This is a genomic window from Eubacterium sp. AF16-48 (assembly GCF_003479405.1).
GTDB classification, from domain to species: domain Bacteria; phylum Bacillota; class Clostridia; order Lachnospirales; family Lachnospiraceae; genus Eubacterium_G; species Eubacterium_G segne.
In genome coordinates, this window is the sequence record NZ_QUHB01000001.1 from 131,225 (window position 1) to 152,463 (window position 21,239).

At 35.2% G+C, this 21,239-nt stretch carries 18 protein-coding genes, 2 tRNA genes, 1 other RNA gene and 1 other annotated feature; of the genes, 18 read left to right on the forward strand and 3 right to left on the reverse strand.

Going from position 1 to position 21,239, the window contains the following annotated elements; translation table 11 throughout:
- The first annotated feature begins 76 nt into the window (after positions 1–76).
- From guaB to DWW68_RS00660, 11 genes are all read left to right on the forward strand, one after another.
- Entirely contained in the window at positions 77–1,531 is a 1,455-nt protein-coding gene (gene guaB / locus DWW68_RS00610) for an IMP dehydrogenase (protein ID WP_021952853.1), read from the forward strand.
- Between the two features lie 134 nt (positions 1,532–1,665).
- On the forward strand, positions 1,666–2,799 hold the full coding sequence (locus DWW68_RS00615; protein ID WP_118588508.1) for a hypothetical protein: 1,134 nt from the start codon (positions 1,666–1,668) through the stop codon (positions 2,797–2,799).
- A 216-nt stretch (positions 2,800–3,015) separates the two neighbouring features.
- Positions 3,016–4,104, forward strand: coding sequence for an Ig-like domain-containing protein (locus tag DWW68_RS00620; protein WP_158576772.1), 1,089 nt, complete (start codon positions 3,016–3,018; stop codon positions 4,102–4,104).
- A 92-nt stretch (positions 4,105–4,196) separates the two neighbouring features.
- Positions 4,197–4,393 (forward strand) — a binding site (T-box leader).
- A gap of 76 nt (positions 4,394–4,469) precedes the next feature.
- Positions 4,470–6,431 carry a threonine--tRNA ligase gene (gene thrS / locus DWW68_RS00625; protein WP_118588510.1) on the forward strand — a complete coding sequence of 654 codons (1,962 nt, stop codon included), beginning with the start codon at positions 4,470–4,472 and terminating at the stop codon, positions 6,429–6,431.
- Positions 6,432–6,506: 75 nt separating this feature from the next.
- Positions 6,507–6,824 carry a DUF1540 domain-containing protein gene (locus DWW68_RS00630; protein ID WP_021952857.1) on the forward strand — a complete coding sequence of 106 codons (318 nt, stop codon included), beginning with the start codon at positions 6,507–6,509 and terminating at the stop codon, positions 6,822–6,824.
- A gap of 282 nt (positions 6,825–7,106) precedes the next feature.
- Positions 7,107–7,601, forward strand: a complete 495-nt coding sequence (gene infC, locus DWW68_RS00635) for a translation initiation factor IF-3 (RefSeq protein ID WP_021952858.1) — start codon at positions 7,107–7,109, stop codon at positions 7,599–7,601.
- Between the two features lie 31 nt (positions 7,602–7,632).
- A complete protein-coding gene (rpmI, locus tag DWW68_RS00640) occupies positions 7,633–7,830 on the forward strand; it encodes a 50S ribosomal protein L35 (RefSeq protein WP_021952859.1) in 198 nt (65 codons plus the stop codon).
- A 63-nt stretch (positions 7,831–7,893) separates the two neighbouring features.
- Complete coding sequence (gene rplT, locus DWW68_RS00645) at positions 7,894–8,250, forward strand: 50S ribosomal protein L20 (protein WP_118588511.1); 357 nt, start codon at positions 7,894–7,896, stop codon at positions 8,248–8,250.
- Positions 8,251–8,467: 217 nt separating this feature from the next.
- Positions 8,468–9,529: an ABC transporter ATP-binding protein gene (locus DWW68_RS00650; protein WP_118588512.1), complete on the forward strand. Its 1,062-nt coding sequence runs from the start codon at positions 8,468–8,470 to the stop codon at positions 9,527–9,529.
- Positions 9,529–11,817: a Gldg family protein gene (locus DWW68_RS00655; RefSeq protein WP_118588513.1), complete on the forward strand. Its 2,289-nt coding sequence runs from the start codon at positions 9,529–9,531 to the stop codon at positions 11,815–11,817. Before DWW68_RS00650 ends, DWW68_RS00655 begins: the two co-directional genes overlap by 1 nt.
- Complete coding sequence (locus DWW68_RS00660; protein ID WP_118588514.1) at positions 11,817–12,467, forward strand: DUF4340 domain-containing protein; 651 nt, start codon at positions 11,817–11,819, stop codon at positions 12,465–12,467. Before DWW68_RS00655 ends, DWW68_RS00660 begins: the two co-directional genes overlap by 1 nt.
- 183 nt (positions 12,468–12,650) lie before the next feature.
- On the opposite strand, the gene DWW68_RS00670 is transcribed toward DWW68_RS00660, so the two are convergent.
- Both DWW68_RS00670 and DWW68_RS00675 read right to left on the reverse strand, forming a co-directional pair.
- Positions 12,651–12,735, reverse strand: a tRNA-Leu gene (locus DWW68_RS00670).
- Positions 12,736–12,800: 65 nt separating this feature from the next.
- Positions 12,801–12,885: transfer RNA gene (locus DWW68_RS00675), tRNA-Leu, on the reverse strand.
- A 323-nt stretch (positions 12,886–13,208) separates the two neighbouring features.
- Between DWW68_RS00675 and DWW68_RS00680 the strand changes: the two genes are divergently transcribed.
- The 5 genes from DWW68_RS00680 to rnpB all read left to right on the forward strand — a co-directional run bounded on the left by DWW68_RS00680 (position 13,209) and on the right by rnpB (position 18,781).
- Positions 13,209–14,216 (forward strand): deoxyguanosinetriphosphate triphosphohydrolase, encoded by a 1,008-nt coding sequence (locus tag DWW68_RS00680; protein WP_021952865.1) that lies wholly within the window; start codon positions 13,209–13,211, stop codon positions 14,214–14,216.
- Between the two features lie 21 nt (positions 14,217–14,237).
- Entirely contained in the window at positions 14,238–15,998 is a 1,761-nt protein-coding gene (gene dnaG, locus DWW68_RS00685; RefSeq protein WP_118588516.1) for a DNA primase, read from the forward strand.
- Positions 15,999–16,013: 15 nt separating this feature from the next.
- Entirely contained in the window at positions 16,014–16,694 is a 681-nt protein-coding gene (locus DWW68_RS00690; protein WP_118588517.1) for a class I SAM-dependent methyltransferase, read from the forward strand.
- A complete protein-coding gene (locus tag DWW68_RS00695) occupies positions 16,687–18,342 on the forward strand; it encodes a nucleoside kinase (protein WP_118588518.1) in 1,656 nt (551 codons plus the stop codon). Before DWW68_RS00690 ends, DWW68_RS00695 begins: the two co-directional genes overlap by 8 nt.
- Positions 18,343–18,436: 94 nt before the next feature.
- Positions 18,437–18,781, forward strand: an RNA gene (rnpB, locus tag DWW68_RS00700) — RNase P RNA component class A.
- A gap of 3 nt (positions 18,782–18,784) precedes the next feature.
- On the opposite strand, the gene DWW68_RS00705 is transcribed toward rnpB, so the two are convergent.
- Complete coding sequence (locus DWW68_RS00705; RefSeq protein WP_118588519.1) at positions 18,785–19,609, reverse strand: purine-nucleoside phosphorylase; 825 nt, start codon at positions 19,607–19,609, stop codon at positions 18,785–18,787.
- Positions 19,610–19,847: 238 nt separating this feature from the next.
- Between DWW68_RS00705 and pyrB the strand changes: the two genes are divergently transcribed.
- Together pyrB and DWW68_RS00715 are read left to right on the forward strand one after the other, a co-directional pair.
- Complete coding sequence (gene pyrB / locus DWW68_RS00710; RefSeq protein WP_118588520.1) at positions 19,848–20,762, forward strand: aspartate carbamoyltransferase; 915 nt, start codon at positions 19,848–19,850, stop codon at positions 20,760–20,762.
- A gap of 1 nt (position 20,763) precedes the next feature.
- The gene (locus DWW68_RS00715) at positions 20,764–21,204 is read left to right on the forward strand and encodes an aspartate carbamoyltransferase regulatory subunit (RefSeq protein WP_021952871.1); all 441 of its coding nucleotides are present in this window, start codon (positions 20,764–20,766) and stop codon (positions 21,202–21,204) included.
- Positions 21,205–21,239 lie beyond the last annotated feature (35 nt).

Here is a 21,239-nt window from a genome sequence, read left to right on the forward strand (position 1 = left end):
GTCATTGACAAAGTGGTTTTCCGGTGTTAGTATTTTCAACAATAAATTCATATTAAACTATTAGGAGGAAAAATCAGTGGGTAAAATTATTGGTGAAGGAATTACATTTGATGATGTGTTATTAGTACCTCAGTATTCAGAGGTGACACCTAACATGGTAGACCTTACTACACATCTTACTAAAAAAATCAAATTGAATATTCCTATGATGAGTGCAGGAATGGACACAGTTACAGAATACAGAATGGCTATTGCTATGGCGAGACAGGGTGGTATTGGAATCATCCACAAGAACATGACTATTGAACAGCAGGCTGATGAAGTTGACAAGGTTAAGCGTTCTGAGAATGGTGTTATAACAGATCCATTCTATTTAACACCGGAGCACACATTAAAAGACGCCAATGATTTAATGGCAAAATTCAGAATTTCAGGTGTTCCTATTGTTGTAGGAAGAAAGTTAGTTGGAATTATTACTAACCGTGACTTGAAATTTGAAACTGATGAAAATAAATTAATTAAAGAGTCTATGACATCAGACGGACTTATTACTGCAAAGGAAGGAGTTACTCTTGAAGAGGCAAAAGCTATTTTAGCTAAGTCAAGAAAGGAAAAACTTCCAATTGTAGATGATGATTTTAATCTTAAAGGTCTTATTACAATTAAGGATATTGAAAAGCAGATTAAGTATCCTCTTTCAGCTAAGGATGAGCAGGGTAGACTTTTATGTGGTGCTGCTGTAGGTATCACAGCTAATGTAATGGAAAGAGTTAAAGCTTTGGTAGAAGCAAAGGTTGACGCTATTGTTATTGATTCAGCTCATGGACATTCAGCTAATATCTTTAAGACATTAAAGATGATTAAGGCAGAATATCCGGATCTTCAGGTAATAGCAGGAAATGTTGCTACAGGAGCTGCTACAAGAGATTTAATTGAAGCAGGAGCAGATGCAGTTAAGGTTGGCATCGGACCTGGCTCTATTTGTACAACACGAGTTGTTGCAGGTATTGGTGTACCACAGGTTACAGCTATTATGGACTGCTACGAGGTAGCGAAGGAATATGGTGTTCCTATTATTGCAGACGGTGGTATTAAGTTCTCAGGTGATATTGTTAAGGCTATTGCTGCAGGTGGTAGCGTATGTATGATGGGTTCAATGTTTGCAGGATGTGATGAAGCACCTGGAGATTTTGAATTATTCCAGGGACGTAAATACAAGGTATACAGAGGCATGGGAAGTATTGCTGCTATGGAAAATGGTAGCAAGGACAGATATTTCCAGACAAATGCGAAGAAGTTAGTTCCTGAAGGCGTTGAAGGACGAGTTGCATACAAGGGAAGTCTTGAAGATACTGTATTCCAGCTTATGGGTGGTTTACGTTCAGGTATGGGATATTGTGGAGCTAAGGATATTGAGACACTTAAGGAAACAGGCAAATTCGTTAAGATTTCAGCTGCATCCCTTAAGGAAAGTCATCCACATGATATTCATATTACAAAGGAAGCACCAAACTACACTACAGAAGTTTAATGTGAAAAAAATATGAAAAAGGTGTATTAATTTAATAATATATGATAGAATACAAAGGGTCTTTTAGGATAAGGATCCTTTGTATTTTTTATACAAAGAATTAATTTAATAAAATACCAAAAGGAGATAATGTAGTGGAAGAAAACAATATTAATAATGTTAATGACAGCATTGAGGATAATGCAAAAACGGATAAAAAGAAAATAAGTCCGGCGAAGCTTATTGTTCCTATTATCATTGTGGTTATATTAGCTGTATTTGCCGGTGTAGTTTACTGGGCGAAGGTTATTAAACCAAAGAGTGATATTAATAAGGAAGTCGGCTATAATACGGAAGAATACATAAAGTTAGGTCAGGTAAAAGGCATAGAGGATGAAATTTCGCAGGAAGAATGGGACGAAAATCTTGCTGATGAAACTAACGAATATGATGTGGTTGACAGAGCTGCAAAGGAAACAGATCAGGTAGATGTGGATATTGTAGCGTATATAGACAATAAAAAAGTTGACGATTTATCTATGAAAGAAGCATCTTTTTATATTGGTAAAAATGATGATGCTGCGGATAAAAAGGTATATGACAAGCTTATTGGAACAAAGGCAGGACAAAAGCTATCGTTAGAAGTAAGTGGCGATGAAGCAAAGGAATTAGCAGGTTCTGTTGAGGATTATTCAGGTAAAAAAGTTAAATTGGAAATTAAGGTAAGAGATGTATCTGAATTAGTTGTTAATAAGGTTACTGATAAGTGGGTTAAGGAAAATTTAGAAGATTTATATGGTGTTACAACTGCTAAAGAACTTTATGAATGGGAAAAGCAGTACATTATAGAATCAAATCTTAAAGAACGTTTGTGGAAGAAGGTTGTAGATAATGCAACTATGAGTGGATATCCGGCTGATTTGTATAATGATATTGTAGCAGAGCTTGACGGACATATAGAGGCTGAGGCTAAAGATGAAGGCATATCTGTTAAGGAATATAAGAAACAGTATCAGTATACAGATGAAAAGTTAGATGAAGAGTATACTTATAATGTAAAGTCAGAACTCGTTATGTGGCAGTTAGTTAAGGATTTGGGATTTGAAGCTTCAGATGATGAAATTGAAGAAATGTATGAGAATGAATATGAGGAAGTTAATCTTGACAGTGTAGAGGAAATGAAGAAACTTTACACCAAAGATGAAATGAAAGAAGCTGTTTTGTTAGACAAGGCACAGCAATATGTATTTGATAATGCAAAAATAAGCTACAATTACAAAATAAAATAATGTATTTTTAAGGATGCACTTTCTATAATGCTAATTTGCACTATCGAAAGTGCATTTTAATTATCAATAAAACAATAAAGAATAATAAAAAACAATAAGGATTTGTTTACAAAAACAATACAAAATGCTAAAGTTAGTCTAGAAGAAATGATCGGATAGACTAATTTTTTTGCTTTATTGATGTCTGCACAGGTTTACATCGAAAAGAGGAAAAATATGAAAAAGAGTATTTTTAGTTATAACAAGAGAGGTGCGAAAACTATCTTAATGCTTATGATATGGATTATGTCATTTGCTTTCATTTGTTTCGGTGATGTTAGTGTAGTGCAGGCTAAAGCAAGATTGAATTATTCATGGATAACCATGACGGAAGGTTATTCAATAAAACTGAAAGTCGCAGGAACAAAGAAGAAAGCAAAGTGGTACAGTTCAAATAAAAAAGTTGCAAAGGTAAGCAATAAGGGTGTAGTTTACGGTAAGAAAGCTGGAAAAGCAACAGTTACTGCCAAGGTTGGTGGTAAAAAGTTAAAATGTAGTGTTAAAGTTAAAAAGATACCTAAAAAGGTAGTTAAAGTGGTTGAATATAAAGACACAACATTTAGCGTTTCGGAAGTTCATATAAATCTTTATGGTGTAACATATAAAGATGAAAAATCTGTAATTTCAGATACACAGAATGGAACCTTTACATTAGAACTATTAAATAGTAGTGGAAGTATTACATGGAGTTCAAATAATGAAAAAATTGCAACTGTTAGTAATGGAGTAATAACAGCAAAGGCAGTAGGTAGTTGTACAGTTATGGCAAAGTGTGGTGGTAAAACGTTTAAATGTCCGGTTACGGTAACTAATTATAGCAATATAGATCAGGTTTATAATCAGAGGAATATTTACATAATGCTTAGCCTTGTTAATAAAGACAGAGTTAAGACAAAGGTAAAGCCGTTACTTTTAAAAAGTGAAGTTACAAAGGTGGCTGATATACGTGCAAAGGAAGCTGCCAAGATATTTGCTCACACAAGACCTAATGGGTTGGCTTATAAGACAGCATACAGAGATGTGGGATTTAAAATTGGAAGTGCCATTGGCGAAAATCTGTCATACAATCTTGATGCGGCAAGTAAAAGGGCGAAGATTGTGAATATGGCATACAAGAATCTTTATGCTTCTAAAGGGCACAGACAGAATATGTTAAGCAGGGATTTTACATATATTGGTATAAGCAGCTATACAAAAGAATATGTAAATCAGTGGAATACTACATGTGTAGAAACGTATTTTGCTCAGGAATTTTATACTAAATAGTTGGTATATTAAAAAAAAAATAATGAAAAAATGGCATTATTTTTTAGATTATTCAGGTTGACAACATCGGTTAAGGTGTTATAATGAAAATTGTTAAAACGATGACGAGGACAGTAGGTTATCCGGAGGGTAACAGAGAGAGGCACCATGGTTGGAAGTGTCTTACAGAAGGGTAATTGAAGACTACCTCTGAGTGGCTCTAATCAAGCACGGTGATTCCGTTATAATCGTAATGAGGGGCCAATTTATTTGGCAATCAGGGTGGAACCGCGTATATTGCGTCCCTGTTTATGGAAACATAAACAGGGGCTTTTTTTATTACCTATTTATGTTTCAAAAAATAAATGGATAAGGAGACCAGGAAAATGAAAATTACTTTAAAAGACGGCTCAGTAAAAGAATATGCAGAGGCAATGACAGTTAATGATATTGCTTATGACATTGCAGGAGGATTAGGAAGAGCAGCCTGCGCAGGAGAAGTTGACGGAGAGGTTGTTGATTTAAGAACAACTATTGACAAGGATTGTACATTGAATATTCTTACATTTAAGGATGAAGCTGGAAAGGCAGCTTACAGACATACAACATCACATGTGTTAGCAGAAGCTGTAAAGAATTTATATCCTGATGCAAAACTTGCCATTGGACCATCAATTGATGATGGATTTTATTATGATTTTGACAGTGAACCATTTTCAAGGGAAGATTTAGACAAGATTGAAGCCGAAATGAAAAAAATCATTAAAAAAGGTGCTAAACTTGAGAGATTTACACTTCCCCGTGAAGATGCAATTAAATACATGGAAGATAGAAATGAACCATATAAGGTAGAACTTATTAAGGATTTACCAGAAGATTCAGTTATTTCATTCTATAGTCAGGGTGAATTTGTTGATTTATGTGCAGGACCACACCTTATGTCTACAAAGAAAATTAAGGCATTTAAGCTTACTTCATCATCTATGGCATATTGGAGAGGTGATGCAAATAAGGCAAGACTTCAGAGAATTTATGGAACAGCCTTTGACAGCAAGGATGAACTTAACAGCTATCTTGAAAAGTTAGAAGATGCTAAGAACCGTGATCACAATAAGTTAGGTCGTGAAATGGAATTATTTACAACTGTTGATGTAATTGGACAGGGACTTCCTCTTTTAATGCCTAAGGGAGAAAAAATGGTTCAGAAGCTCCAGAGATGGATTGAGGATTTAGAGGATAACGAGTGGGGATATGTTCGTACAAAGACACCACTTATGGCGAAATCAGATTTATATCGTATTTCAGGACATTGGGATCATTATAAAGAGGGTATGTTTGTTTTAGGAGATGAAGAGAATGATAAAGAAGTTTTTGCCCTTCGTCCTATGACATGTCCGTTCCAGTATTATGTATATAAGGCAAGTCAGAAGAGCTACAGAGACCTTCCTTGCAGATACGGTGAAACATCTACATTGTTTAGAAATGAAGATTCAGGTGAAATGCACGGACTTACAAGAGTTCGTCAGTTTACTATTTCAGAAGGACATTTAATTGTTCGTCCGGATCAGATGGTACAGGAATTTAAGAATTGTATAGCCCTTGCTCAGTATTGTCTCCAGACATTAGGATTAGAGGAGGATGTAACATATCATCTTTCAAAATGGGATCCTGAAAATAAGGATAAGTATATTGGTGAACCGGAAGTTTGGAACGAAACAGAACAGGATATCAGAGATGTTTTAACAGAACTTAATATTCCTTTTGTAGAAGACGTGGGAGAAGCTGCATTCTACGGACCAAAGGTTGATATTAATGCAAAGAATGTATACGGCAAGGAAGATACAATGATTACAATACAGTGGGATGCATTGTTAGCTGAACAGTTTGATATGTACTATATTGATGAAAAAGGTGATAAGGTCAGACCTTACATTATTCATAGAACTTCTATCGGATGTTATGAAAGAACATTGGCATGGCTTATTGAAAAATATGCCGGAAAGTTCCCAACATGGCTTTGTCCTGAACAGGTTAGAGTTCTCCCTATTTCAGAAAAATATGAGGAATACGCTCAGTCTGTAGCAAAAGCATTAAAGGCAAGACACATTGATGTTACAGTTGATTCACGTTCTGAAAAAATCGGATATAAGATTCGTGAAGCAAGACTTGATAAACTTCCATATATGCTTGTGGTTGGACAGCAGGAAGAAGCAGATGGTACTGTATCAGTTAGAAGCAGATTCGCAGGAGATGAGGGTGTTAAGAGTTTAGATACTTTTATTGAGCAGATTTGTAAGGAAATTGATACTAAAGAAATCAGAAAAGTTGAGATGGAAGAAAGCAAATAGTTTTGAATAATTAATAATAAAAAATCCACAATATTAGTATCGGTTTTTACCGAAATTAATATTGTGGAGGTTATTATGACAAAGTTAAATTGTACTGTTAAAAATTGTTACTATAACAAGGAGTCAATGTGCTGTAGAGATGGCATTAAAGTAGGAGGCACGGATGCAACAGTTACAGATGCAACCTACTGTGGTGATTTTAGGGAAGCGGGAGATAACTTTTCTTCTAAGTGTGACTGTGGACCTGAAGGATCAGTTGATGTAAGATGCGATGCAGTAAGATGCACATTTAACGATAACTGTAAATGTCATGCATCCCAGATTACCATTGATGGAAATGGTGCAACACATCAGAGCCAGACAGAATGTGGAAGCTTTGAATGTACATGCTAAGCATTACCTTTGGTGATGAACGTATGTTACGGAAAATTTAATAAAATAAAATATATATAAACTCTTGACATTTAAAAGTGATGATGGTAGTATACTAATGTTGTGAAATCAAGCAGGGTATCCACCCTCACCCAGACGCATTAGGCGAGTCGAGGTTTATATGTGGTAATGGTTTTTATTTATCACTTCTTTTGTATTTTAGTGGATAATCTGTTTGGATTATCCACTTTTTTGTTTTGAAAATGAAAAATAATTTGGAGGTGCAATACTATTAGCGAATTAATGATTAACGGACAGATTAGAGATAAAGAAGTTCGTGTTATTGGAACAAATGGAGAGCAGTTAGGCGTTATGTCTGCAAGAGATGCACAGAAGTTAGCAGACGAAGCTGAACTTGATTTAATAAAGATTGCTCCAAAGGCTCAGCCACCTGTATGTAAAATAATGGATTATGGTAAGTTTCGTTATGAACAGCAGAAGAGAGAGAAAGAAGCCAAGAAGAAACAACATGTTGTTGAAACAAAGGAAATCAGACTTTCACCTAACGTTGAAATCAATGATTTAAAAACTAAGGCAAATAATGCCAGAAAGTTTATTGAAAAAGGCGATAAGGTAAAGGTTACTCTTCGTTTTAGAGGAAGAGAGATGGCTCATATTAGTAGTAGTGCACATGTTTTGGATGACTTTGCAAAAATGTTAGAAGACATTGCGCAGGTTAGCAAAGCGGCAAAATTAGAAGGCAGAAACATGACAATGTTTTTAGAAAAAAAGCGTTAAGCTTTAGATGATTATTAAGGAGGAATAAGACATGCCAAAAATTAAGACAAGCAGAGCAGCTGCAAAACGTTTCAAAAAGACAGGTACAGGAAAGCTTAAAAGAAATAAAGCTTACAAATCACATATTTTAACTAAAAAATCAGCTAAGAGAAAGAGAAATCTTAGAAAAGCAACTACAGCTGATGCTACAAACGTAAAGAACATGAAGAAAATTTTACCTTATCTGTAATTATTTCAGATTAGAAGGTGAATTGGAACAGTGCATTTTAATCTAGTGTAGGAGGAAATAGAAATGGCAAGAATTAAAGGCGGAATGAACGCTAAAAAGAAACATAATAGAATATTAAAGCTCGCTAAAGGTTACAGAGGAGCTAGATCAAAACAGTATAGAGTAGCAAAGCAGTCAGTTATGAGAGCTTTGACAAGCGCATATGCAGGAAGAAAGCAGAAGAAGAGACAGTTCAGACAGTTATGGATTGCAAGAATTAATGCTGCTGCAAGAATTAACGGACTTTCATACAGCAAGTTTATGTATGGACTTAAGTTAGCAGGCGTTGAAATGAACAGAAAGATGTTAGCTGAAATGGCAGTTAATGATGCAGAAGGATTTGCAAAGTTAGTTGAAACAGCTAAAGAAAAATTAGCATAATATATTTTTTAATTATATATTCTAATTAATAAAAAGGCTTAAAGTGATTAATGGTCACTTTAGGTCTTTTTTTATTATAGTAAAATTATTTTATGTAACATTGGTCACAAATTAAACACAAAATAAACTAATTTAAAACACAAATTTTACTAATTTAAAACACATTATAAAAATATAATATTTATCAATGAGGTTTAAAATAGTAGGAGGCATATTAATGAGCGTTATTGAAATTGAAAATCTTGTGAAAAAATACGGCGATAACTTAGCCGTGGATAACTTGAATTTAAAAATTGAAAAGGGACGGGTATACGGGTTTTTAGGACCAAACGGAGCAGGAAAATCTACTACAATGAATATTATAACCGGTTACATAGGGGCAACCTCCGGAACGGTAAAAATTGACGGACGTGATATTTTTAAGGAACCGGAACAGGCAAAAAAGTGTGTAGGCTACCTTCCGGAAATGCCACCTCTTTATCAGGACATGACTGTAAGAGAATATTTGAAATTTGTGGCAGAACTTAAGAAGATACCTAAAGGCAAAAGAGAAAAGAATATAGAGGATGCCTTAAATATGACAAAGACTGATCAGGTGGAAAACAGGCTGATTAGAAATCTGTCAAAAGGTTATAAGCAAAGAGTGGGAATTGCTCAGGCACTAATTGGTATGCCGGAAGTAATTATTTTGGATGAACCAACAGTTGGTCTTGATCCAAAACAGATAATTGAAATCAGACAGCTTATAAAGCAGTTAGGGAAAAAACATACTGTTATATTAAGCTCTCATATTTTATCAGAGATTAGTGAGGTTTGTGATTACATATATATTATTTCCAGAGGATGTCTGGTAGCTGCCGGCAGCGAAAAGGAATTAGTTGACCAGATGGCAGGAAAAAATGTTCTTGAAATGGAGATTAAAGGCAACAAGGATGCAGTTACAGCTATGATGGGAACTGTATCAGATGTAGGAAAATATGAAATGACAAAATCTGATAAGTCAGATAATGTTAACCTTACAATTATAAGTGACAGGGAAAGTGATGTACGTGAGAAAATCTTTTATGCATGTGCAAATAGCAGATTACCTATTTTAAAGATGGACTTTAAGCATAAGACTCTTGAGGATATATTTATTGAATTAACGAAGGATTATGCAGCTCCGGAAAAGAAAAAGCGCAGAATAGGTAAAAGCAAAGCTGAAAAGGAGCTTCAGGAGGATATCGACAAGGAAGTTGAAGCGTTAAATGAAATATCCCACAAGGAGGAAAATAAGTAATGATTGCGATATATAAAAGAGAGTTAAAATCTTATTTTACATCAGTTATCGCATGTTTGTTTATTGCGGTTACAACATTAGTAGCAGGTATATTTTTTGTATACTATAATTTACAAAATGGATTGACAAGTATGTATCCGGTATACCAGAGTCTCTTTATTCTGGTATTTACGGTTCCTATTCTTACAATGAAAATAATAGCAGATGAAAGAAGGCTCAAAACTGACCAGTTAATTCTTACTGCACCTGTTTCAGTTGGAAAAATTGTAATGGGAAAATTTATGGCACTAACAACGATTTTTGCCATACCGGTTCTTATAATGTGTTTATACCCGGTGATTTTGTCAAAATTCGGAAATATGCCTTTTAAGACAGCATATACTAATATTTTCGGATTATTCCTTTACGGAATTGCATTTATTGCCATTGGCATGTTTATTTCATCATTAACAGAAAGTCAGGTAATATCTGCAATATTAAGTATTGTAGTTTTACTTCTTGGCTACTTAATGGGTTCTCTTACATCCATGATTTCGTCAGATGGAAATATTCTCACAAAAATTCTTGGATGTTTTGATTTATATTCACCTATGCAGGATTTCTTAAATGGTGTAATTACTTTGTCAAATGTTGTGTACTACATATCTTTAACAGCTGTATTTTTGTTTCTTACATGCCAGTCAATTCAGAAGAGAAGATGGAATGTATCAAAGAAATTTATTGGAACGGGAATTTTCAGTACAGGTTTTATAGCTGTTGTAGTTGCATTGGTTGTTTTTGTAAACCTTATTGCAGGTACCATAACATCTAAAGAAGCATGGGCAACAGCGGATATGACATCTACATCCCTTTTCTCTATTTCAAGTGATACAAAGAAAATGCTAAAGGGACTTGATAAGGATATTACCTTATATGTTATGGCTTCTAAGTCAGAAGCGGATTCTACAATTAAAAAGACATTAGCAAGATACGAAACAGCATCAAAACACATAAAAGTAGAATATAAGGATACAAACAGATACCCTAACTTCTACAAAACATACACTGATACTGCACCAACAGCCGGAAGTATTATTGTATACAACGCATCAAATAAAAAATCAAAGGTTGTTGATTACAATAACATTTATGTTACAGATAATTCAGCATATTATTATTCAGGTGCATCTGCATCTACAACCTATGACTGTGAAGGACAGTTAGATAGTGCGATTTCTTATGTACGTTCAAATTCTACCTATAAAATCTATCAGGTTACAGGTCATAACGAAATAGTATCAGATTCTAATAATTTTGGTACAATGGAGAATTTGAAGGATATAATTTCAAAGTATAACTGTGAAATTGAAGAAATTAACTTGTTAAGCAAATCGTCAATTTCTACTGATGAGTGTTCAGCAGTTCTTTTGCTAGGACCTGAAACAGATTACTCAAAGGATGAAGTTGATGTAATAAAGAACTACATTAAGGAAGGTGGAAATGTAATCGCCGCATTAGAGGCAAAAGCCAGTGTTGGTGTTGATAAGCCTAATTTCTATTCTATTTTAGAGGAATATAATGTTAAGGTTTATGATGGTCTTGTGGCAGAAAACGACAGTTCACGTTATGCAACCCAGTATGGCCCATTCTACGGATTTGCTGAAGGTTCTACAGGTTATGCATCAGGACTTACAAGTTATATATTTACACCATATACTATGGGATTAAAGAAGGCAGAAAGTGATGATACAAGTGCTTCATACACTGCATTAGCATCAACTTCTGACAATTCCGTATTAAAGACAAATCCATCTAATGCTACATCTTATGAGAAGGGAAAAGGTGATGTGGCAGGACCTTTTGATACAGTTGTTTCTGCCTCAAAAACAATAACTAAGAAAACATCAGGTGACAAGAGTAGCAAGTCAGAGGAAGCAACAACAGGAAACGAAGAGACAACCGGTGAAGCTGAAACAAGCGTAGAAACAACAAATGAAGATTCATCTAATAGTGAAACAACTACATCTGTCACATCGAATCTGTTGGTATTCGGTTCAGTATATTCTCTTGCGGATACTGTAGATAATATGGTACAAAGCTCAAACACACAGATTGTAAATAATGCGTTAAAAGAATATATTAAAACGGATGTTGAAACAATATCCGTACCGGCTAAAAGCATGACTCCGACTACACTTACAGTTACAGAGTCAGGCACAAGATTGTTCGGAATACTGATTGCAATTGTGGTACCTATTATTGTGTTATTAGCAGGAATAGCAGTATGGGTTAGAAGGAGAAGATATTAATGAAAAAACAGTTTATTCAGTTTGGCGTCATTGTGGTTGTTTTAGTTGTCTGCATTGTTGGATATTTTGTTATGAGCAGTCACTTTGACAAGAAAGAAAAAAAGGAAGAAGAAGCAGGCAAAATAGTTGCTTTTCAGTTAGATGACTACAAGGATGTAAAGAGTTTTTCTTATGTGTTAAGTAACAGTACCTTGGAAATTAAGAAAAATGACGGAAAATGGCAAATTTCAGGCCAGGAAGACGTGAAACTTAAAAAGAGTACCATTGAGTCCGAAATGCTGTCAAAACTGGCAGAAATAGACGCAGATGATAAAATTGATAATGTAAGCAGTGAAGAAGATTATGGCTTCATAAAGTCAGAAGATGAGTTGGCCGCTGCTACAAATACAATCAAGGTTACAGACAAGGATGGAAAAGAGTATATTATATACATTGGAAACGCAAACCCGTATGATTCAACCAAATATTATATGATGGTAAAGGGCGATGACAATGTATATGTTATATCATCTGATTTAGTAACGGCTTTTTCTAAGACTGTTGATGACATGAAGGAAGAAGAAACTACAACGGTAGAGGAAACAACCACAGGAAAAGAGGCAGAAGAAACCACTTTAGGAGAAGCGGGTATAGAGAAAACAAGTGAATAAATAAGAGATAAGAGCTGTTGTGTTGGTTGCTGAAGGTACCGGCATAACAGTTTTTGTATCTATGGGCAGGCATTGTCGGCGTTTCGGAGGTAAGTATAGGCTATTGGGCTGGAGAATAGCTTTTAACAAACAAAAAATCCTTAAAAGCAGTAGTATGACACTACAACTTTTAAGGATTTTTGATGCAGTTGATGGGACTTGAACCCACACCCAGTTAACCCGGACATGAACCTGAATCATGCGCGTATGCCAATTCCGCCACAACTGCATAATTGATATTTGTTTATATACATAAAATGGAAGTCTCAAAGACTTCCATTTTGAAAAACAAAATGCGGAAGATGGGACTTGAACCCACACAAGCGCAATGCTTACAAGATCCTTAGTCTTGCTCGTCTGCCAGTTCCGACACTTCCGCATACGTTTCAAACGCAAGAAAAATAATACCATAATGCCAAGGGAGTGTCAACACTTTTTTTAAAAAAGTTAAAAAAACTTAAAAATTCCCACAAAAGCCCAAAAATAATAAAAACATATCCTAAAAACAATAGAATAAAAATTTTCTTCTAAACAGACATAACTCATCGATTTTACATCCATCAAAAATTCAAACTTTTCCATGCAACGCTCTTTCTCATTAAATTTTCAACTCTTTATTAATAATAAAATGTGTTGTATACTAAAATGTATATTGGTAGATGCGTATTGGTACCGGATATGAGCATTTTTCGGAGGTAGATTATGAATATCAGACAGAAAAATGAAGAATTGGAAAAAAAGACACTAAGTCCCTATGCAGCATTAAGTTGTGAAAGCAAGGGAAGGGACAGGTATGAGGAACCTTGTGATATAAGAACAGTATATCAAAGGGACAGAGACAGAATCATTCATTGCAAATCTTTTAGAAGATTGAAACATAAGACGCAGGTTTTTTTGTCGCCTATGGGTGATCATTACAGAACCCGTCTGACCCATACGTTAGAAGTATCCCAGATAGCAAGAACCATAGCTAAATCTCTTGATTTAAATGAAGATTTAACGGAGGCTATTGCTTTGGGACATGATTTGGGTCATACCCCTTTTGGCCATGCAGGAGAAAGAACTCTTAATGAAGTGTGTAGTTTAGGATTTAAACATTATCTTCAAAGCATACGTGTTGTGGAAATATTAGAAAACAACGGAAGAGGGTTAAATCTTACAAAAGAGGTAAGAGACGGAATTGTAAATCATAGAACCAGTGGAAATCCTTCAACTCTTGAGGGAAAGGTTGTGAGATTGTCTGATAAAATAGCTTATATTAATCATGACATTGATGATGCTGTAAGAGGAAAAATAATAAGTGAAGAAGATATTCCGCCGGTTTACAGGGAAATATTAGGAGATACTACTAAGAAGAGATTGGATAAATTAGTTCACGACATAGTGGAAAACAGCTATGAAAAAGACGATATCTTAATGTCAAAGCAGGTACATGATGCCATGATGGGACTTAGAAGTTATATGTTTAAAAGCGTGTATACTAATCCAAGGGCAAAAAGTGAGGAAACCAAAGCTACGGAGATGCTTAAAATCATGTTTGATTATTTTCTTCACAATACTGATAAGCTGCCACAGGAATTTATTTATCTGATTAATGAGCAGGGAGAAAATCCGGAACAAGTGGTTTGTGATTATATTGCAGGAATGAGCGACCAGTATTCAGTTGCCGTATTTGAAAAAATATTTGTGCCGAAATCATGGAATATGTGATAAGGCATTTAGGAGGATAAAGTGTTTTACTCAGAGGATATTATAGAACAGGTAAGAACGGAAAATGACATAGTTGATGTGATAGGGGATTACGTTAAATTACAGAAAAAAGGCAGTTCCTATTTTGGACTTTGTCCTTTTCACAATGAAAAGTCACCATCTTTTTCCGTATCACCCCATAAACAGATGTATTACTGCTTTGGATGTGGCGAAGGGGGCAACGTAATATCTTTTTTGATGAAATATGAAAATTATACATTTATTGAAGCAATGGAGGTGCTGGCTGACAGGGCAGGCATTGAGTTGCCAAAGATGGAATATTCAAAAGAAGCTAAGCAGGAAAAGGATTTAAAAACAAAAATTATTGAAATAAATACAGAAGCCGCCAAATATTATCACTATCTGTTAAAGTCAGAAAGAGGAAAGCTGGCATATAACTATCTTTCAGGGAGAAAGTTATCTGATGAAACTATATTAAGATTTGGTCTGGGATATTCTGATAAATATAGCGATAACCTTTACAAATACTTAAAAAACAAGGGTTATAATGATTCAGAATTAAAAGAGACAGGATTGTTTACCTACGACGAAAAACGTGGGGTAAATGACAAATTCTGGAATCGTGTTATGTTTCCCATAATGGATGCTAATAACAGAGTCATAGCCTTTGGAGGCCGTGTAATGGGAGATGGTAAGCCTAAATACTTAAATTCCCCGGAAACAAAGGTTTTTGACAAAAGCCGTAATCTTTATGGATTAAATGTTGCCAGAAGCTCCAGAAAGGATTATATGCTTATTTGCGAGGGATATATGGATGTTATAAGCCTTCATCAGGCAGGCTTTAATAACGCAGTGGCAGCTCTTGGAACGGCATTTACATCAAGGCATGCATCTTTAATTAAAAGATATGTTAAAGAGGTTGTTCTTACTTTTGACAGTGATGAGGCAGGAATAAAGGCGGCTCTCAGGGCAATCCCTTATTTAAGGGATGTGGGACTGTCAATTAAGGTTTTATCCATGAAACCTTATAAGGACCCTGATGAATTTATTAAGGCAATGGGAAAAGAGGCATATGAAGAGAGAATAAAAAATGCCACAAATTATTTTATTTTTCAGGTTGCCATGGAACAAAAAAAATACAATATGTCTGACCCGCAGGAAAAAACAGCATTTCATAAAAAGGTTGCTGAAATGATTCTTGATTTTAACGATGAAATTGAAAGGGAAAATTATATCGAATCTGTGTGTGAGATTTTTAAAATACCAAAGGATGGTCTCGCCAAGCTGGTAAAAAAGACCGGACTTACTTATGTAGGTAAGGAAGAAAAGGAAAACTACGAAGATTATCAGGAGAAAAAACAAAAAAAAGAAGATGCTTCTATGCAGGCTCAAAGAATACTTTTAGCTTCGGTTCTAGACAGAACGGATTGGTTTAACAAGGTGGCAAAGGTTATTTCACCTGAGGATTTTATAGACGATTTCTACAGAAAGGTTGCTTCACTTTTTTGGGAGCAAATGGAAAATGGTGAGGCAAATCCTGCCAAAATTATGAATTATTTTACTGATGAAGCTGAACATAAAATGGTGGCAGAACTTTTCGTGTCACCTATAAGAGCTAATTTAGATTTGGCAGAGCAGGAAAAGGCTATAAATGATGCGGTTTTAAAAATCAAAAAAGAGAGTCTTGACAAAAAGGCGGCTGAGGCATCAGATATTGCCCAGTTACAACAGATAATAAAAGAACAGAGCATGTTACAGAAAATACATGTTTCATTAAATTAGATGAGTGGTTAATATATGATTTCAGAAAGATTAAAAGCAGTGGCCGGTATGGTTACTAAAGGAAAAAAAATCGCAGATATAGGTACAGACCATGGGTATGTGCCTATATATTTAGTAGAAAATTCTATTTGCAGTAAGGTTTATGCCATGGATATTAATGAAGGTCCTCTAAAAATAGCGGACAAAAATATTGCGATTCATGGTCTTATCGACAAGATAGAAACTATTCAGTCAAATGGAATGGAAAAACTAAAGGATAATATGGTAGACGGGGCAATTATTTCCGGAATGGGTGGAGATTTGATTGTAGATATATTAAGTCGTGGAAAAAACATAAAAGGCATAAATGAACTGGTTTTGTCTCCCCACAGAAGGGTTGACTTAGTAAGAAAGTATCTCCTTGAAAATAACTGGGAAATAATTGATGAAAAAATGCTGATAGACAGTGGAAAATATTACACGATTATAAAAGCATTAAAAAATGACGAAAAACTCCATATATATAGTGATGTGGAGTTGAAATATGGAAAAATACTATTAGACAATAAAGATTTGGTTTTAAAAGGGTATTTAGAAAAAGAATATTTAAAATTTGCAGAGATCTTTGAAAAAATGAAAGCAAATAAAAGTGATAATATGCAGGAAGTTGAAAATATAATTTATTTAAACAGGGAGGCGTACAGGATATATGATTAGTGTAAACATAGGAAATGTATCATACGAATATGAAGATGGAACAACAATTTATGAAATAGCAAAGGATTTTAAAAAGTTTTACGAAAATGACATAATTTTAGCTGTGTGTAACGGCAAATTAAGTGAGCTGTCTAATGTTTTAACGGAAAACTGTATAATAAAATTTATAACTACAGCCAGTCACATTGGCAGCGAATGTTACAAAAGAAGTGTTACTTTTATGATGCTAAAGGCATTTTATAAGGTGGCAGGAAGGTCAAATGTAGGAAGAATATCTGTTGAACATTCTGTAAGCAAAGGCTATTACTGTGCAGTGGGTGGAGGCATTAAAGTAGACAATGCATTTGTTAAACAGGTTAAAGAAGAAATGAATGCTCTTGTAAAACGTGATATTTTAATTACAAAAGAGGTTGTATCAGTGACTAAGGCCATTGAAAAGTTTGGAAGATACGGCATGAAGGATAAGGAACATCTTCTTAAGTACAGGAGAGCTTCAACTGTAAATGTTTACAAAATGGAAGGCTTTGAGGACTATTTCTATGGATATATGGCATATTCTACAGGATGTCTTAAATACTTTGATTTGATTCCTTATGATGAAGGTTTTGTATTGCAACTTCCAACAAAAGAAAATCCAAAGGAAGTTCCGGAATTTAAGCCCCAGAATAAGGTTTACAATACGCTTAAGGAAACTACTTCGTGGGCAAAGATGCTGGGGGTTTCAACTATCGGTCAGATAAACGATAAAATTACCAGTGGTGAAATTAATAATATTATGCTGGTGCAGGAAGCAATTCAGGAAAAGAAAATCGCCGATATTGCATCGGACATAGCTAAGCGAAAAGATGTAAAGGTTATTATGATTGCAGGTCCTTCATCATCAGGTAAAACCTCATTTTCTCACCGGCTTGCAGTTCAGCTCATAGCTCAGGGATTAAAACCTCATCCGATACCAATGGATAGCTATTTTGTCAATAGAGAGGATACGCCTGTAGATGAAGATGGAAAGTTAGACTACGAGGTGGTAGAGGCTGTAGATATTGAATTTTTCAATGAACAGATGACACAGCTTTTGGCAGGTAAAAGGGTAGAATTACCGGATTTTGACTTTGTTGTGGGGAAAAGAGTTTTTGATGGCAAATATCTTCAGTTAGGGGAAGATGATGTGCTGATAATTGAGGGAATACATTGCCTTAACGATGCAGTTTCATACAGCCTTCCAAGTGACAAAAAATACAAAATTTATGTAAGTGCCCTGACACCGCTTAATGTCGATGAGCATAACAGAATTGCCACATCAGACTGGAGATTATTGAGACGAATTGTAAGGGATGTAAGAACCCGTGGAACTTCAGCAGAAGGAACCATTGAAATGTGGAAGAGGGTTAGAAGGGGAGAAGAAAAAAATATTTTCCCATATCAGGAAAGTGCAGATGCCATATATAATTCTGCCATGGTTTATGAGTTGTCAGTTATAAAAACATATGCAGAACCGGCATTATTTAGCGTACCAAAGGATTCAGAGCAGTATTTTGAGGCGAAGCGACTTCTTAAGTTCTTAGATTATGTTTTGGCAGTGCCAAAGGAAAATATTCCTAAAAATTCTTTACTTAGGGAGTTTGTTGGTGGAAGTATATTCCCGGTATAGTGCAGGTGAAATTTTGCAGGAAAAGGTGGATGTATGAAAAATAGAAACTTATATACTTGAAAATTTAATAAGTTTATGTTAGTTTAAATAATTGTGAGTAAGACAGATAATCGCTGCTGCTATTGCCGAAAGGACGCAGGAGAGGAAAGTCCGGGCTTCGCAGGGCAGGATGCCGGCTAACGGCCGGTGGAGGTGACTCCCAGGAAAGTGCAACAGAAATAAAACCGCCTTTTTAGGTAAGGATGAAATGGCAGTGTAAGAGACTACCGCTTTGGTGGTAACATCAAAGGTCAATGTAAACCCCATCCGAAGCAAGACCGAGCAGAAAGCATATGGTGGCCCGCCAGCTTTCGGGTAGGTTGCTTGAACTTGTTGGCAACAATAAGTCTAGATAGATGATTATCCAAGACATAACCCGGCTTACAGTCTTGCTCGCATTTTTTTATATTCTTTTTACCAGTTCTTCAATTAAAAGACAAAACTTATCAGATGCTTTAGAGGCAGCAACGCCCACTTCTTCATCACTTAAAGGCTCTCCGGTTATTCCCGCAGCTTTGTTGGTGATACAGCTTATTCCACATACTTTAAATCCGCAATGAACGGCGGCAATGGCTTCACATACGGTACTCATACCAACAGCATCAGCTCCGAGAAGTTTGTACGTATTAATTTCAGCCGGTGTTTCGTAGTTAGGTCCGGTTGTCTGGAGATATACACCTGCTTTTAAGTCAATATTGTTTTCCCTTGCTATGTTTTTTATTTTTTTGCATATTTCACTGTCATATATGCTGGTCATATCAGGGAAACGGGTGCCGAGTTCATCTATGTTAGGTCCAATTAAAGGAGATGGTACAAAAGATGAAATATGGTCTGTAATCATCATTAAATCCCCTACATTTAAGTTGTCGCTAATTCCACCGGCGGCGTTAGATAGAATAAGCTTTTTTGCACCCATTAGTTTCATAAGACGAATAGGTGAAACAACCTGATTCATGGAATAACCTTCATAGTAGTGGATTCTTCCGTTCATAGCGACTACCGGAACGTCACCTAAATATCCGAAAATAAAAGCTCCTGCGTGCATTTTATTGGTGCTTATGGGAAATCCATCAATATCTGAGTAATTAATAGTTTCCTTTACATTGATTTTTTTTGCCAGTTTGTTAAGACCTGAGCCTAAAACAATTGCAACATCAGGCTTAAAATCTATCTTTGTCTTAACACAACTTAAATATTTTTCCAATTCTTTATAATATTGTGGTGTCATAAATTTGCTCCTATCTGTAATGTGGCGTGATTTTCCGTTATCACTAAGCAATTAAGGAAAAACACTGCCATAAAAATTATTTGTTTATAATAGTATACCAGATTACCGGAAAATGTAATATTTATAAATTCAAAAATATTAAATAAATAGTGAAAAAAAATAAGTAAATACCCTTGAATATTACACCTCAATAATGTATTATCTTATTAGCAAAAAATACATATGAATGGAGGGTGAAATGAGACATTTAATTAGTCCATTGGATTTTACTGTAGAAGAGTTGGATAAGTTATTAAATTTAGCCGGCGATATTGAAAAGAATCCTCAAAAATACAAAGAGTGTTGCAAAGGAAAGAAACTTGCCACTCTTTTTTATGAGCCTAGCACAAGAACAAGACTAAGCTTTGAGGCAGCTATGCTTAATTTAGGCGGAAGTGTTTTGGGATTTTCCGAGGCATCATCAAGCTCCGCATCTAAAGGGGAGAGCGTTTCAGACACCATACGAATTATATCATGTTATGCAGACATATGTGCCATGAGACACCCGAAGGAAGGTGCAGCCTTAGTTGCAGCTAAAAAATCAGGTATTCCTGTTATTAACGCAGGGGATGGAGGACATCAGCATCCTACCCAGACTTTGACGGATTTAATGACAATAAGAACCCTTAAGGGTAGACTTGATAATATTACAATTGGATTGTGTGGTGACTTGAAATTTGGAAGAACAGTGCATTCGCTTATTAACGCATTGCTTAGATATGATAATGTAAAATTTGTCCTTATTTCACCGGCGGAGCTTAAGGTTCCGGGATATATCATTGAAAATATAAAAGAAGCAGGAGCTCAGTATGAAGAGGTGTCAAGACTTGAAGATGTAATTGGTGGGCTTGATTTGCTTTATATGACAAGGGTTCAAAGGGAAAGATTCTTTAATGAAGAGGATTATATAAGACTTAAAGATAGCTTTATTTTGGACAAAAAGAAACTAAAATCAGCAAAAGATGATATGCTGATTTTGCATCCACTGCCAAGAGTTAATGAAATTGCTGTTGAAGTAGATGATGATCCAAGGGCTGTGTACTTTAAGCAGGCACAGTTTGGTGTGTATGTGAGAATGGCACTTATTTTGACATTGTTGGAGGTGGAAGTATAATATGCTAAATATAGATGAAATAACAAATGGCTTTGTTTTAGACCATATTCAGGCAGGAAGGGCAATGGCTATATATCATTATCTTAATTTGGAAAAATTAGATTGCCAGGTTGCTATTATTAAAAATGCCAGAAGTAAAAAAATGGGAGTTAAAGACATAATTAAAGTAGAAGGTCCCTTAGATATTGTGGATTTTGATATATTAGGATTTATTGATCATAATATCACAGTTGATATTATCACTGACGGTAAATTAGTGGAAAAAAGAGATCTTAAGCTACCAAAGAAGATTGTTAATGTATTACATTGCAAAAACCCAAGATGCATTACATCTATTGAGCAGGAGTTAGACCATGTTTTTGTACTAACAGACAAAAAGAATGGTTTATACAGTTGCCAATACTGTGAAGAAAAGCAGGGCAAACTTTGGGAAAAACTGTAAATTTAAGAGCTTGTGATTTATATTGAAATTTTAAT

Coding starts and splice junctions, on each gene's coding strand:
- DWW68_RS00620 (WP_158576772.1), top strand. CDS start 3,016: ATGAAAAAGAGTATTTTTAGTTATAACAAGAGAGGTGCGAAAACTATC.
- thrS (WP_118588510.1), top strand. CDS start 4,470: ATGAAAATTACTTTAAAAGACGGCTCAGTAAAAGAATATGCAGAGGCA.
- DWW68_RS00630 (WP_021952857.1), top strand. CDS start 6,507: ATGACAAAGTTAAATTGTACTGTTAAAAATTGTTACTATAACAAGGAG.
- infC (WP_021952858.1), top strand. CDS start 7,107: ATGATTAACGGACAGATTAGAGATAAAGAAGTTCGTGTTATTGGAACA.
- rpmI (WP_021952859.1), top strand. CDS start 7,633: ATGCCAAAAATTAAGACAAGCAGAGCAGCTGCAAAACGTTTCAAAAAG.
- rplT (WP_118588511.1), top strand. CDS start 7,894: ATGGCAAGAATTAAAGGCGGAATGAACGCTAAAAAGAAACATAATAGA.
- DWW68_RS00650 (WP_118588512.1), top strand. CDS start 8,468: ATGAGCGTTATTGAAATTGAAAATCTTGTGAAAAAATACGGCGATAAC.
- DWW68_RS00655 (WP_118588513.1), top strand. CDS start 9,529: ATGATTGCGATATATAAAAGAGAGTTAAAATCTTATTTTACATCAGTT.
- DWW68_RS00660 (WP_118588514.1), top strand. CDS start 11,817: ATGAAAAAACAGTTTATTCAGTTTGGCGTCATTGTGGTTGTTTTAGTT.
- DWW68_RS00680 (WP_021952865.1), top strand. CDS start 13,209: ATGAATATCAGACAGAAAAATGAAGAATTGGAAAAAAAGACACTAAGT.
- DWW68_RS00690 (WP_118588517.1), top strand. CDS start 16,014: ATGATTTCAGAAAGATTAAAAGCAGTGGCCGGTATGGTTACTAAAGGA.
- DWW68_RS00695 (WP_118588518.1), top strand. CDS start 16,687: ATGATTAGTGTAAACATAGGAAATGTATCATACGAATATGAAGATGGA.
- DWW68_RS00705 (WP_118588519.1), bottom strand. CDS start 19,609: ATGACACCACAATATTATAAAGAATTGGAAAAATATTTAAGTTGTGTT.
- pyrB (WP_118588520.1), top strand. CDS start 19,848: ATGAGACATTTAATTAGTCCATTGGATTTTACTGTAGAAGAGTTGGAT.
- DWW68_RS00715 (WP_021952871.1), top strand. CDS start 20,764: ATGCTAAATATAGATGAAATAACAAATGGCTTTGTTTTAGACCATATT.